11 protein-coding genes are annotated in these 14,172 nt (G+C 63.0%); 6 read left to right on the plus strand and 5 right to left on the minus strand.

Features of this window, described 5'->3' with window-relative positions:
• Positions 1–36 precede the first annotated feature (36 nt).
• Complete coding sequence (locus HMPREF2896_RS03255) at positions 37–531, minus strand: LppP/LprE family lipoprotein (RefSeq protein ID WP_070523669.1); 495 nt, start codon at positions 529–531, stop codon at positions 37–39.
• 111 nt (positions 532–642) lie between these two features.
• On the opposite strand from HMPREF2896_RS03255, the gene HMPREF2896_RS03260 reads away from it, so the two are divergent.
• Positions 643–1,221, plus strand: a complete 579-nt coding sequence (locus HMPREF2896_RS03260; protein WP_070523666.1) for a nucleosidase — start codon at positions 643–645, stop codon at positions 1,219–1,221.
• Between the two features lie 123 nt (positions 1,222–1,344).
• On the opposite strand, the gene HMPREF2896_RS03265 is transcribed toward HMPREF2896_RS03260, so the two are convergent.
• Complete coding sequence (locus HMPREF2896_RS03265; RefSeq protein WP_070523662.1) at positions 1,345–2,580, minus strand: AI-2E family transporter; 1,236 nt, start codon at positions 2,578–2,580, stop codon at positions 1,345–1,347.
• Between the two features lie 35 nt (positions 2,581–2,615).
• Complete coding sequence (locus HMPREF2896_RS03270) at positions 2,616–6,059, minus strand: bifunctional proline dehydrogenase/L-glutamate gamma-semialdehyde dehydrogenase (RefSeq protein WP_070717675.1); 3,444 nt, start codon at positions 6,057–6,059, stop codon at positions 2,616–2,618.
• 509 nt (positions 6,060–6,568) lie between these two features.
• On the opposite strand from HMPREF2896_RS03270, the gene dnaK reads away from it, so the two are divergent.
• The 5 genes from dnaK to HMPREF2896_RS03295 all read left to right on the plus strand — a co-directional run bounded on the left by dnaK (position 6,569) and on the right by HMPREF2896_RS03295 (position 12,738).
• Positions 6,569–8,413, plus strand: a complete 1,845-nt coding sequence (gene dnaK / locus HMPREF2896_RS03275) for a molecular chaperone DnaK (protein ID WP_070717682.1) — start codon at positions 6,569–6,571, stop codon at positions 8,411–8,413.
• 3 nt (positions 8,414–8,416) lie between these two features.
• The gene (gene grpE, locus HMPREF2896_RS03280; RefSeq protein WP_070717684.1) at positions 8,417–9,106 is read left to right on the plus strand and encodes a nucleotide exchange factor GrpE; all 690 of its coding nucleotides are present in this window, start codon (positions 8,417–8,419) and stop codon (positions 9,104–9,106) included.
• A gap of 134 nt (positions 9,107–9,240) precedes the next feature.
• Positions 9,241–10,446 carry a molecular chaperone DnaJ gene (gene dnaJ, locus HMPREF2896_RS03285; RefSeq protein ID WP_070717688.1) on the plus strand — a complete coding sequence of 402 codons (1,206 nt, stop codon included), beginning with the start codon at positions 9,241–9,243 and terminating at the stop codon, positions 10,444–10,446.
• Between the two features lie 12 nt (positions 10,447–10,458).
• Complete coding sequence (locus HMPREF2896_RS03290) at positions 10,459–10,881, plus strand: heat shock protein transcriptional repressor HspR (RefSeq protein WP_070448076.1); 423 nt, start codon at positions 10,459–10,461, stop codon at positions 10,879–10,881.
• A gap of 336 nt (positions 10,882–11,217) precedes the next feature.
• Complete coding sequence (locus HMPREF2896_RS03295) at positions 11,218–12,738, plus strand: acetaldehyde dehydrogenase ExaC (protein ID WP_070717736.1); 1,521 nt, start codon at positions 11,218–11,220, stop codon at positions 12,736–12,738.
• On the opposite strand, the gene HMPREF2896_RS03300 is transcribed toward HMPREF2896_RS03295, so the two are convergent.
• Positions 12,735–13,886 (minus strand): alpha/beta hydrolase, encoded by a 1,152-nt coding sequence (locus HMPREF2896_RS03300; protein WP_070717692.1) that lies wholly within the window; start codon positions 13,884–13,886, stop codon positions 12,735–12,737. The two genes, HMPREF2896_RS03295 and HMPREF2896_RS03300, sit on opposite strands and share 4 nt — an antisense overlap.
• On the minus strand, positions 13,883–14,143 hold the full coding sequence (locus HMPREF2896_RS03305) for a hypothetical protein (RefSeq protein ID WP_070717696.1): 261 nt from the start codon (positions 14,141–14,143) through the stop codon (positions 13,883–13,885). The genes HMPREF2896_RS03300 and HMPREF2896_RS03305 overlap by 4 nt, the downstream gene beginning before the upstream one ends.
• Positions 14,144–14,172: the final 29 nt, after the last annotated feature.

Consider the following 14,172-nt stretch of genomic DNA (forward strand, 5'->3'; position numbering starts at 1 on the left):
AGTGCGCCTCGTGTGAGGCGCACGATTAGTTTTATTTTAGCGAGGAGGAACGTCACCGCTCATGACGACTTTGTTCTGGGCGGCGTCCCAGCGGAAGTTTGCTTCCGTGGTGCCCGTCGGAGCGGCATTGGCGTCGCCTTCTTGCGGCCAGTGGTAGGTCACGGAAATCTCACTGCCATTGACTTGCTCGACGCTGGGGAAGAAGGCGTAGGGCTCGGCGGTGGCGGTGCCGATGTACTCGCCGTAGTGGAAGAGCATGATGTGGTGCGGTGAGGAGGCAGTTGCGCCTTCGACGGAAATGGTCTGCCAACTCAGCTCCGCGCACGGATCGAAGTGGGCGGAATCAACCAGTGCCCATTCATGTCCATTCCACTGGGGAACCTGGGCGATGTTGTCGGCGAATGCGGCGTGGGCATTGCCAGCCTCGCAGACTTCGGCGACGGGGCTAGCCTGAACCTCTTCTGGGCTGCTGCATGCAATGAGGGGGAAGCAAAGTAGTGCGGCTCCGGCGAAAACTCGTGGTGTGAACATTGTGTTCTCCTTTCTGAGGTCTCGGTGTGGTTCCAGACCCTACAAAGGCCGCAGAGACCCCGGCCAGAGTTACGGAGAGCATTCCTCGGGTCAGCGGGTAGTCTCTCAGGCATGGAGAATCTGTCTGGTCGTACACTGTTCGTCGCCGCCGTGGATGCCGAAGCCACGCATGTTCCTGAGGGAGCGCCGCTGCTCATCACGGGTATTGGTACGGTTCCCGCCGCCATCGAGCTGACAACGGTGCTGGCGTCGGCAGAGGTGTTGCCGGAGCGTGTCATCAACATCGGTACTGCGGGCGCGCTTCGCGACGATCTCTCAGGCGTCTTCGAGATCTCCCACGTACGCAAGCACGACTTTCACCTGGAGGTGCTCAGCGATGTCTCCCGCTATCTGCTCCCGGAGGTCATCGAGCTAGAGACCTCCGGTAAGCTGCCGACCGCCACGCTTGCCACGGGTGACGCCTTTATTTCGGATACCCCGACCCGCACGCGCCTTGCCCAGGATTCTGCGCTGTGCGATATGGAGGGCTACGCCATCGCTGCGGTGTGCCGAAAGTTTGGTGTGCCGTGCACGCTTCTCAAGCAGGTTTCGGACACCGCTAACGAAGAATCCTATGGCTCGTGGGCCTCGGTGCTCGACCGCGCGGCGGAGGAGTTGGCCGCCGCCTTCGGCACGGTGTCCGCGGATTAGACCCCACATACGGAAAGTGCCCTAGTTGCCAAAACCATCGCTCCCGCCGCGGGTGGTGGGGGAGAAGTTTGGCAACTAGGGCAGTTGCACGGCCAGGGCTAGAGCCATGCACCGGTTGTGTGGCTAGCGGGCGCCGCTGGCCTCTAGGTTCTCGTAGAGCTCCATGACGTCCTCATGGCCCTCCGCCGTGGAAATCTTAATGTTTTTAGCTTCGATTTCGCCGGCACGCAGGCTGGCCATCTCCTGGTGGTAGCGGAAGACCACGGCAATGGTGGCAGCCACCGGCACAGCCAGGAAGGCGCCGATGATGCCGGCCAAGGCGGAGCCGACCGTGACGGAGAGCAGCACCATTGCCGCGTGCAGGCCCATGGCCTTGGATTGCAGCATCGGCTGGAGGACGTTGCCCTCCACCTGCTGGACGATGATGATGAGAGCCAAGGCGAGCAAGGCCTTCGTCAGCCCATCGGAGACCAGCGCGATGATGACGGCCAAAGCGCCCGCAGTGACAGCGCCAATGACCGGGATGAAGCTGGCGAAGAACGTAACTACGCCGATGACAAGGGCCAGCGGTACCTGGAGAACCCAGAGGCCGAGGCCGATGAGGATGCCGTCGACGGCCGCGACGGCTGCTTGCGCCTGAATGAAGCCAGATAACGTGTTCCACACGCGAGTCAGCAGCTCGGTGGCGTGCCAGCCGGCGGAGTAGCCGGTGTAGGTGCGCAGCCACGGCAGGAATTTATCGCCGTCCTTGAGGATGAAGAAGGCTACGAAGAGCATGATGGCGAGCGCCATGGCGATGGAGCTGGCCATCGATACACCGGAAATCACCCCGGTGGCGATGTTGGAAGCTTGGCCCTTGATGAAGGTGATGGCATCATCGAGGACTTCCTGGACCTTCGCCGCATCAATCTCAAAGGGCAGATCCTTGGCCATATCGACGAGCTTGTTTAAGCCGCCTTCGGCCTGGCTGACCAGGGAGGCACCTTGGGAGGACACCACCGGGGCCATCGCCGCGAACACGCCGCCGATGATGGCTAAGAATCCCAACAGCGTGGTGATGGAGGCCAGCGCGCGGGGGAACTTGTGCGCGCGCAACCAGTTGGTCACGGGGAAAAGCACCGTGCACACCAGGATGGCCAGGATGACCGGCAACAGGCCAACCCAGATGAACTTCAACAGGTAGCCGGCCAGGCCGACGCCCGCGACCACGATGATGAAAATCAAGCACACCTTGGCCAGGGAGATGGCGTCGCGCCCCAAGATGCGAGACTTGTCATCGGTCTTCGACACCGGGAGAGCGGCCTCCTCATCGGAGGAGTCCGCCGCCTGCGGCTTTTCTTCGTCGTGCGTAGTACTCATACGCTATATCTTTGCACATGAGCCGCGGAAACGAACTATGCGCGGATGCTGCTTACCTGGCGGATGATGCCGAAGCGGTGCATCGTCACCGAGACCGCCTGCTCGAGGAGGAAGGGAAGGAGCTCGCGGCGGCCGTCGGCCAGCACCGGCTGGTCTAGGACCACGGAGTTGGATTCCACCGCGGCCTCATAAACACCCGGCTCGACAGAACCCACGGTTCGAATGCGCGCGGACTCCAAGCCGGAAACCTCGCGGGCGAAGGCGCTTGCCTCCACGGCATCGACGTCAAAGCCCAGCTCGCGCAGCTCCGCGGCCTTTACCGGGGCGGCGCTGAAGCGCACGGGGGAGCCGGTGCGGGTGGCGGCGAGGGCGAGGCGGGAGACGTCGCGAAGCGCGGCATCAGTGCCAATGCGCACCTGGAGCGGGGTGAGCACCGGGCGGTAGCGGAAGACGTTGGCCTCGCAGACCAGGCCGGCGCGGTCGTGCTTGCGGCCGAATTCCTGCTGCCAAGCCAGCTCATCGAGCTCCGCCGCGCGCCACAGCCAGGCGGTGTCCTCCTCCGAGAGCTCCAGATTTCCAAAGGCACGCAGCTGGGCTGCCACCGGCTGCGAGATGTCCACGTCGAAGGGGCGCAGCGGACCCTCGGACCAGGTGCCGAACTGGGTCACGTAGTTCGGGCCGCCTGCCTTGGCGCCCGGGCCCATGACGGACTTCTTCCAGCCGCCGAAGGACTGGCGCTGCACAATCGCGCCCGTGATGCCGCGGTTGACGTAGGCGTTGCCCACCTCGACGCGCTCGAGCCAGTAATCGATTTCGTCGTTATCCAGCGTGTGGATGCCGCCGGTCAGGCCGTAGCCGGTGGAGTTCTGCCACTCGATGGCCTCATCCAGGGTCTCCGCATGCATGATGCCAAGCACCGGGCCGAAGCACTCGTTGACGTGGAACCAGGAACCTGGGCGCACGTTATCGCGGATACCCGGCGACCACAGGGTGCCCTCCTCGTTGAGCTTCTCCGGCTTCACCAGCCACTTTTCACCCGGCTCCAGCTGGGTCAGGCCGCGCAGCAGCTTCTCGCCCGGGGCCTCGGCTAGGCCATTCATCGTCGTGGTGATGTCGTAGCCGGGGCCGGTGATGAGGGTCTTGACGGCGTCGACAAGCTGCGAGCGCAGGCGCTGCGACTCGCCAGCCGCGCCGACGAAGATGACCAGGGAGGATGCGGAGCACTTCTGGCCGGAGTGGCCGAAGGCGGAGAGGTAGAGGTCCTGGATAGCCAGGTCCGGGTCCGCGGACGGGGTGATGATGAGCGCGTTCTTGCCGGAGGTCTCCGCCATGATGTTGAGCTCTGGCTTCCAGGAACGGAAGAGCTTGCCGGTATCGGAAGCGCCGGTGAGGATGACGGCGTCGACATCGTCGTGGGAGATGAGCGCGCGGCCGGCGTCACCCTCATCGGTGAAGACGAGCTGGACCAGATCCGGGTCGAGGCCCTGTGCCTCCAGACCGGCGCGGAAGGCCTCCACGACGAGCTTCGCGCAGTGCACGACCTGCGGCGCTGGCTTGATGATGACGGCGGAACCCGCAGCGAGGGCTGCCGCGATGCCGCCGGTGGGGATGGCCACCGGGAAGTTCCACGGCGGGGTCACCACGGTCACGCGGTGGGGCGTGAACTCGGCGGCGTAGCTCTCCAGCAAGCGCGCGGACTGCGCGTAGTAGGTGCAGAAGTCGATGGCCTCGGAGATTTCCGGGTCGGTCTGCGTGACAGTCTTGTTGGCCTCGTAGGCGGCCACGGAGATGAACTCGCCGCGGTGGTTGGCCAGCTCATCGGCCACGGCTTCGAGGGCGCGGGCGCGGTCCTCGGCAGGGCGCGCGCCCCACTCGGCGCCGAGCTCGGCGGCGCGGGCCACGTGCTTGTCGACGACCCCCGCATCCGTCACCTCCTCCACCCCGTGCTCACCCGGGTCGGTGGCCAGGGCCTTAAGCGCCCACTCGCGGTTGGCTTCCAGGGCCGGGTCGGTGTCTGGCTCGTTGGCGAAGCGCCCTGTGCGCGGTGCCTGGCGGCCGGCAGCCTGCTCGGCCTCCTCCAGGCGGTTTTGGGTGCGGCGCGGGCCGGCGAAGGTATCCCAGCGCTGCTCGACGGCCTCGCGGAAGACCTGCTCCTGGTCCTTAAGCGCCTGCTCCTCCGGGGCGAAGAGGGCGTAAAGGAAGTTCTGTGGTGCGGAGTTTTCCTCCAAGCGGCGCACCAGGTAGGAGACCGCGACATCGAAGTCCTCCATGTGCACCACTGGGGTGTAGAGGATCTGGCGGCCCTCGAAGGCATCGCGGACCGCGGCCTGCTGGGCCGGGGACATGCCCTGGAGCATTTCGGAATCCATCATGCGCACGACACCGCGCTTGGTGCCCAGCTTGTAGGCAAAAGCCGCGGTGTAGAGGTTGTGGGTGGCCACGCCGATGCGCACGCAGTCGGCGAACTCGGGGCGCAGGATGTAGTCGAGCAGGCGGTAGTAGTTGGCGTCCACCTCATCCTTGGTGGCATAAGGTGCTGCCGGCCAGCCGTGGATTTCACCCTGGACGTGCTCCATCGAGAGGTTTGCGCCCTTGACGATGCGAATCTTGATGTGGGATCCGCCCTCGGCCACGCGCTGCTTGGCAAATTCTGCCAGGTGCGCCAAGGCGTCGAAGGTATCCGGCAGGTAAGCCTGCAGGACGATGCCTGCCTCGAGGTTGGTGAACTCCGGCTCGCTGAGTAGCTCGGTGAACAGGCGCACCGTGAGGTGGAGGTCGTGGTATTCCTCCATGTCCAGGTTGATGAAGACCTTATCGGGGCGGCGCGCGGCGGCCTCGTAGAGCGGGCGCAGGCGTTCCTTGAGGCGGACCAAGGAACCCTCGATATCCCACGGGTTGAGCTGGGCCACCATGGAGGAGGCCTTGACGGACACGTAGGTCACGCGCGGGTTATTGATGAGCTTGAGGGTGCGCTCGGCGCGGGAGCGCGCTTCGTCGTCGCCCAGCACAGCCTCACCGAGAAGGTTGAGGTTGAGCTGCTCGCCGGACTCGGCGGCCTTGTCCAAGGTCTTGTTGAGGGCGTCGCTCTCGGCGTCGAGGACCAGGTGGCCGACCATCTGGCGCATGCGCATGCGCGCCAGCGGCATAACCAGGTTGGGCAGGATCGGTCCGAAGAAACCACCCAGGCCCACCAGCGAGCCGTTGATGAGGCCGAGGAAGGACGCGTCATAGGTGGTGGTGACGGACTTCAGCGCGTGGGCGGCTACCTTGTCATCCTCGGGGCGCATGACGCGGTCCACGAAGTCCATGGTGAAGGCCACCCCGTCCGGGTTGCGCAATAAGTCTGCGAGTTGTTCTGTGGCCGGATCCTGCTCGTCGGCGGTGGAGGCGAGCCAGGAGTGGGCTTGGGCCGCGGCGGCGTCGATCAGCGCGGCGTCGATGTCGGTGGATTCGGGCACGGGGGTGTGAGCGTTTGTCATGGGGATTCCTTCTGTGTTGGTGGTGGATAGGACAGGTGGCTAAGCCGGGTGGACCGGCGGGCGGTCACCAGCACGACGGGTGCGCAGCACAGGAGAAATCATCGAATCCGTGTCCCTTTTTTCACTGGGTACTTCAAGCGCGACGGTGAGGGCCTGAATGATGTGTCGCGTCGAATGTGCGGACAGTATATGAAATCCTTATCACTCATTCCAGCACGGGGGCGGCTATGTCACGTTTGGCTAGCCCCGTTTCCTGAGAGCTGTGAGTTGCATGACATTTCCAGTTGGTGGGGTGCCGTTGAGCTGGGGGAATGGAGGGACGAAAAAGAAAGTTGAGTCAGATGGGAACAACTTTGTTGTTGCTGCCGTTGTGTAGGTTGAGTGACCGGCGCTCAGGTTTGGATGACAATGGGTGCCGCTTCTGTTAGAGTTCAACCCTGAACGCGGCGGAAGTTGAGTCGCGCACTATCAACTTAAGAACAAACCCCAACAAGCAAGGAGAAAAGATTATGGGACGCGCAGTAGGAATTGACCTCGGTACCACCAACTCGGTCGTATCCGTTCTGGAAGGTGGCGAGGCCACCGTTATCGCTAACTCGGAGGGTTCCCGCACCACCCCGTCCGTCGTGGCTTTCGCTAAGAACGGCGAAATCCTCGTCGGCCAGTCCGCCAAGAACCAGGCGGTCACCAATGTTGACCGCACCATTCGCTCCGTCAAGCGCCACATCGGCACCGACTGGACCATCGATATCGATGACAAGAAGTACACCCCGCAAGAGATTTCGGCCCGCACGCTCATGAAGCTGAAGCGCGACGCCGAGGCTTACCTGGGTGAGGACGTTACCGACGCCGTCATTACCGTCCCGGCTTACTTCGAGGATTCCCAGCGCCAGGCCACCAAGGAGGCCGGCCAGATTGCAGGCCTCAACGTCCTGCGTATCGTTAACGAGCCGACTGCCGCCGCGCTGGCTTATGGCCTGGAGAAGGGCGAGCAGGAGCAGACCATCCTGGTCTTCGACCTCGGTGGCGGTACCTTCGACGTCTCCCTGCTGGAGATCGGTGACGGCGTTGTTGAGGTCATGGCTACCGCTGGTGACAACCAGCTCGGTGGTGACGACTGGGACCAGCGCATTGTCGACTGGCTCGTCGATAAGTTCAAGGCTTCCCAGGGCGTTGACCTGACCAAGGATAAGCGCGCTGTCCAGCGTCTGCGTGAGGCTGCTGAGAAGGCCAAGATTGAGCTGTCCTCCTCCCAGTCCGCCAACATCAACCTGCCGTACATCACGGTGGACTCCGAGAAGAACCCGCTCTTCTTGGATGAGACCCTGTCCCGCACCGAGTTCCAGAAGATCACCCAGGATCTGCTGGACCGCACCAAGGAGCCGTTCAACCAGGTCATCAAGGATGCTGGCCTGTCCCTGTCCCAGGTTGACCACGTGGTCCTCGTCGGTGGTTCCACCCGTATGCCGGCCGTGTCCGACCTGGTCAAGGAGATGACCGGCAAGGACCCGAACAAGGGCGTTAACCCGGATGAGGTCGTGGCAGTCGGCGCTGCTCTCCAGGCAGGCGTGCTGCGCGGTGAGGTTAAGGACGTGCTGCTTCTCGACGTCACCCCGCTCTCCCTCGGCATCGAGACCAAGGGTGGCGTGATGACCAAGCTCATCGAGCGCAACACCACCATCCCGACCAAGAAGTCCGAAACCTTCACCACGGCTGATGACAACCAGCCTTCCGTGCAGATTCAGGTCTACCAGGGCGAGCGCGAGATGGCTTCCGCCAACAAGCTGCTCGGCTCCTTCGAGCTCGGTGGCATTGCTCCGGCACCGCGCGGTGTACCGCAGATTGAGGTCACCTTCGACATCGACGCCAACGGCATCGTCTCCGTCTCCGCTAAGGACAAGGCCACCGGCAAGGAAAACACCATCAAGATTCAGGATGGTTCCGGCCTCTCCCAGGAGGAGATCGACCGCATGGTCAAGGACGCCGAGGCACACGCCGAAGAGGACAAGAAGCGCCGCGAGGAGCAGGAGACCCGCAACCAGGCGGAATCCACCTCCTACCAGACCCGCAAGTTCATGGACGAGAACTCCGACAAGCTGCCGGAGGACCTCAAGACCCGCGTGACTGAGGCCGCCGATGCCGTCGATGAGGCGCTGAAGGGCGATGACATTGAGGCAATTAAGTCGGCCGTCGAGAAGCTTGGCACCGAGTCCCAGGAGCTGGGCAAGGCTCTGTACGAGGCCCAGGCTGCGGAGGCAGGCGCCGAGGGTGCCGCTGCTGGCGAGACCGCTGGTGACCCCAACGTCGTCGACGCCGAGGTTGTCGACGAGGACGACGAGAACAAGGAGAAGTAAACCATGACCTCCCCTCAGGACCCGGGCAACCCGGCCAACACCGACCCCGAGGCAACCTCCGCTGAGGCTGCGGAGGCTGCCGCCGCAGAGGCTGCTTCGGCCGACGGCGCCGTGGATGAGGCTGCTGAGGCACAGGCTGATGCTGCCACCGCGGGCACCGCTGAGGCAGAGGCTGCGGTTGAGGATGCCGCTCACGACATCGCTGATGAGGACGCCAGCGCTGAGAACTCCCTGGAGGCTCAGCTGGCTGAGCGCACCGAGGACCTTCAGCGCCTCAACGCGGAGTACACCAACTACCGCCGCCGCACTGAGCGTGACCGTCAGGCCGTGATCGAGACCACCAAGGCCAAGGTCCTGGCAGATTTCCTGCCTATCCTTGATGACCTGGAGCTCGCACGCCAACACGGTGACCTCAACGAGGGGCCGCTCAAGGCCATTGCGGACAAGCTCACGGGCGTGCTGACTAATAACCAGCTGACCCCGTTCGGCGCCGAGGGCGATGCCTTCGACCCCGAGGTGCACGAAGCAGTCCAGGACCTCTCGACTGGTGACGAGCAGGTCATCGGCACGGTCTTGCGCCGTGGCTACACGGTGGGCGAGCGCGTTGTGCGCACCGCCATGGTGATTATCGCCGACCCTGCCGAGTCAGTCGATACCGCTGATAGTCCGGATAGCTCGGATAGCGCAGAATAGGTATCGCAGGTGGCGTCAGGGCTCAGTGTTCCTTGGCGCCACTCTTCTTTTCACTACTTAATTAGCATTTTTACTTAGCAAAAAATCTTAAAACCTAACCGTTTATCGACTCTCCTGAAAGGAGGAGATGCCCAGTGAACGCTAAGCCAGAATGGGCAGACAAGGATTATTACGCGGATCTGGGGGTCTCCTCGTCCGCAACCGCCGAAGAGATTAAGCAGGCTTATCGCAAGCTGGCCCGCCAGAACCACCCCGACGCCAACCCGGATAACCCCGCGGCGGCGGAAAAATTCAAGCAGGTGGCGGAGGCCTATGATGTGCTCTCTGATAAAGCTACCCGCAAGGACTATGACGAGTTCAAGGCCATGATGCGCGGCGGTGGCTTTGGACGGAGAGGAGGCGCCGGGTTTCCCGGCGGGTTTCGATCCACGCACATGGGTGGACCGGGTGCGCAAGACTTCGACCTCTCGGACATCTTCGGAGGATCCGCTCGAGGAGCGTCTCAAGGCGGCGGTCTTGGGGATATCTTCGGTAGCGTTTTCAACCGCGGCGGTGGTGCTGGCCACACAGCTCGGCCGTCGCGGGGGGCCGACGTCGAAACGCAAATAACCCTCGACTTCCGCGAGGCAGCGAAGGGAACCACCATTCCCTTGCAGCTCAGTGGCGAAGCTCCCTGCACCACGTGCCACGGTTCCGGCTCGAAGAGTGGAAAGCTGACGACGTGCTCGACGTGCGACGGCACTGGTTTTACCTCTGAGCAGCGCGGTACCTTCGGCTTCTCGGCGCCGTGCGCTGACTGCGATGGCACCGGCCAGCGCGCTGAGGATCCCTGCCCGGATTGCTCTGGTTCCGGAACGGTGCATCGCACCCGCTCCATCACGGTGCGTATCCCTGCTGGAGTGATTGATGGCCAGAAGGTGCGCCTCGCTGGTCAGGGTGAAGCTGGTCCGAATGGCACGCCTTCCGGTGACCTCTTTGTGGCGGTCACGGTAAAGCCTGACAAGGTATTCACCAGGGAAGGCGATGATCTGCACGTCACCGTCCCGGTGTCCTTTGCGGAGCTGGCCTTGGGAGACACCATTACGGTGCCGACCCTCGATTCGCCCGTGCGCGTGAAGGTGCCGGCGGGCACACCCGATGGCCGCACGTTGCGCGTGAAGGGCCGCGGCGTGGCCAAGCGCGGGGGCAAGGCCGGTGACCTCATGGTGACCGTGCAGGTCACCGTGCCCTCCACGCTGGATGCGGCTGCCTCCTCGGCGCTGCGCAGCTACGCGCAAGCGGAGAAGGAATCCGGCTTCGATCCGCGTGCCGGTTGGGCCGGTAATACGGTAGCGCGCTAAAGGAGGTGTGAGATGAGCAAGGACAGAACAAGCCGAAGTGATGCGGCGCAGCCCAAGGCGATGTATGTCATCTCCGTGGCTGCAGAACTGTCCGGCATGCATGCTCAAACCCTGCGCACGTATGACCGGATGGGGCTGGTTTCCCCAGCCCGCACCTCCGGGGGCGGGCGCCGTTATTCCGAAAGCGACATTGAGCTCTTGCGGAAGATTCAGGCGCTCTCGCAGGACGATGGCGTGAATCTGGCCGGTATTAAATCCATCATCGAGCTGACTGCGGAGCGTGACCGCCTCGCCGCCGAGCGCGATGAACTGCAGGCAGAAGTTGAGCGCCTGCGCAGCCAGGCCCGCCCATCGCGCGGTGAGCTGGTCCATGTGCCGCGTTCGACCTCCGTGGTGATGTGGACGCCGCGTCGTAATCGACGCCGCGATAGCTAGAAGTTTCCCCCTCCTTCGCGGAGGGGGTTCTTCCGTTTTGGGCCCATCTACAGCCCGCTCAGCCGGAAACTCTGCGCTCGTTGCTTAACACGTGCCCTTGTTGCCAAAGTTCTTGTTCAAAATTGCTCTGGACCGTGAAACTTTGGCAACGAGGGCAGTTTGGGTAGCAACTTTCCTGGGGAGGATAGCTTTCGAAAACGTGAGTTTTGCAAAACTTAACACTACACTCGCACTCAACGTTGTGCGACCTGTCACATTCCTAGGTGAATGTGTCTGAGACACCTTAGGTGAAGGCCCGACGGAGACCTATAAGACGACAAGAAAGGTGCGATGACCATGACTTTGTATGCGAACCCAGGAACCCCTGATGCCATCGTGAACTTCCGTGAGCGCTATGACAACTACATCGGCGGCGAGTGGGTACCACCGGTTGATGGTGAGTACATGGACAACATCACCCCGGTTACCGGAGAGGTTTTCTGCCAGGTCGCACGCGGTAAGGAAGCAGACATTAATCTGGCCATCGACGCCGCAGAGAAGGCCTTCGAAACCTTCGGTAAGAGCACCCCGGCCGAGCGTGCGCTCCTGTTGCACCGCATTGCGGACCGCATCGAGGAGAACCTGGAAAAGATCGCCGTCGCGGAAACCTGGGAGAACGGCAAGGCCGTGCGTGAGACCCTCGCTGCTGATATCCCGCTGGCAGTCGATCACTTCCGCTACTTCGCCGGCGCGATTCGTGCTCAGGAGGGCCGCCTGTCCCAGATTGACCAGGACACCGTGGCGTACCATTTCCACGAGCCGCTGGGTGTGGTGGGGCAGATCATCCCGTGGAACTTCCCGCTGCTCATGGCGGCGTGGAAGATTGCTCCGGCGCTGGCCGCGGGCAACACCATTGTGATGAAGCCGGCTGAGCAAACCCCGGCCTCCATCCTGCTGCTCATTGAAATTATTGAGGACCTCCTGCCGAAGGGCGTGCTCAACATCGTCAACGGTGTCGGTGAGGAAGCGGGCGTGGCTCTGTCTACCTCGGATCGCATTGCCAAGATTGCCTTCACTGGCTCCACCCCGGTGGGCAAGATCATCAACAAGGCCGCTGCAGACAAGGTCATTCCTGTCACGCTGGAGCTCGGCGGCAAGTCACCGTCCATCTTCTTCGCGGACATCATGGACAAGGACGATGCCTACCTGGAGAAGTGCGTCGAAGGCTTCGTCATGTTCGCGCTCAACCAGGGTGAGGTCTGCACCTGCCCATCGCGCGCTCTCATCCACGAGGACATCGCGGACAAGTTCCTGGAGCTGGCCGTGGAGCGCGTGAAGAAGATCAAGATCGGCCACCCGCTCGACACCGAAACGATGATGGGCGCGCAGGCTTCCCGGGAGCAGATGGACAAGATCATCGAATACCTCGAGATCGGCCCGAAGGAAGGTGCGGAGACCCTCATCGGTGGACATGTGAACAAGGTGGAGGGCCTAGAGAACGGCTACTACATTGAGCCGACCGTCTTCCGTGGCACCAATGACATGCGCATCTTCCGCGAGGAAATCTTCGGCCCGGTGCTCTCCGTGGCCACGTTCAAGGACTTCGAGGAAGCCATCCAGATTGCTAACGACACCAACTTCGGCCTGGGTGCCGGCGTGTGGTCGCGCCACCAGAACACCTGCTACCGCGCCGGGCGTGAAATCCAGGCCGGCCGCGTGTGGGTCAACCACTATCACGTGTACCCCGCGCACAGCGCCTTCGGCGGCTACAAGGAGTCCGGCATCGGCCGTGAGAACCACCTCATGATGCTCGCTCACTACCAGGAGACGAAGAACATGCTGGTGTCCTACTCCGAGGAGCAGGCTGGTCTCTTCTAAAAGCGTTGCGCGATGATGCCCAGACCCCGCAGAAATGCGGAGTCTTTCCAATAGGAACCATGATCCCCCGGCAGGCCGTTGGCGCCGGGCAGAGGGGCGGCGCCAAAAGCGGGGGAGGAGGGATCAGGGCCGTGGATTCCGCCGCGCGGTCCGGTGGCAATCGCGATGGGGTCCTCGGTATTCCGCGCGCTCCACACCCGGCCGTGCAGCTGCGAGGCACTAGCCACGGAAGCGCCCGGGCTGCCGACGAGCACGATGTCATCCGCAACATAGTCCTGCTGCGCCGCCTTGCCCACCACCACAGAGCCATAGGAGTAGCCCAGGAGGATATGCTGCGCGTGCGGAAAGCGCTGCCGCAAAGCGCGCTGGAAGCGGCCCAGCTCAGCAGCTCCGCGGCGCGCCGGGTCCTCGTGTGCAGCGCGGGGCAGCGAGGCCGGGGCGGAATAACCAATCCACGCCACCGTGGGCCCATTGGTGGCGCGCGCGATGGCGCGGGCGCGCTCCACGGCGGTGGGCCAGCTCGCTGTCTCGGAAGAACCTACCCCACCCACAAAGGTGCTTACCTGGGCGGCGTGGGTCCCGATGCCTTCGGGGGCCACGAGTGCCACCAACCGCCCGGGGCCGGCCTCCAGCACGGTGATATCCGGGTTAGCTGCGGCCAGGGAACGAACCTCCTCGCTAGCCATGGTCAGCTGGACCTGGTGCAGCTCAGTGAGAGTCAGGTCGCTGAAATCCTCCAAGCGGCTCGGTGGCTGGGCCATCTCCGGAGTGCATAAGGCGTTTAATTGGCGGGCGCAGGCCCAATCGAGGACGTCGGCCAACGCATCTAACTGCCCAAGCGCCACGCTGGCGGGCTCGGCAAATACAGGGATCGCAGCGAGCTGCAGTGCGCGTGCGCGCAGTTGTTCAATTCTCTCCAGCAGTGGCGCATAGAGGCTCAGGATCCGCGCGGCCAGGCGCATCTGTTGCGCGGGTTCTAATAGCGTGTCGGTGGCGCGCTGCAATGCGTGCCGTGCGGCATCGGCAGCAGCTCCGGATAGCGCTAGGCCCGCCCAATGATGGTGTGAGTCAGTGACATAAAGTTCGAGTTCAGAAGCAGAATTTACCATCCAGTCAGCCTCCGTGCGTAGTTCTTCCGCCGCGCTCATTCGCTTCCCTCCAGGCGTGCGGAAAGGTTCACATCAAGACTCTGGGTCACACCCACGAAGCGCTCCAGCTCTCCTAGGCGCGCCCGTCGATCTCCTTCGCTGGCTCTTCGCACCTCCTCCCACCGCGCGCCGAGAAGAGCTAGCGCGCGAGCCGTACGGGGAGGCTCTTTCAAAGAAGGCGTGGCGGCGGGCGAGACGTGGCCGAAGAGGGAACGGATCTGCTGAAGGGCAGCATGGTCGATGTCGAGGTGGTTCATAGCATCGAGAGTGCGCTAACTGTCCAATC

It is taken from the genome of Corynebacterium sp. HMSC069E04 (assembly GCF_001813175.1).
GTDB lineage: Bacteria > Actinomycetota > Actinomycetes > Mycobacteriales > Mycobacteriaceae > Corynebacterium > Corynebacterium aurimucosum.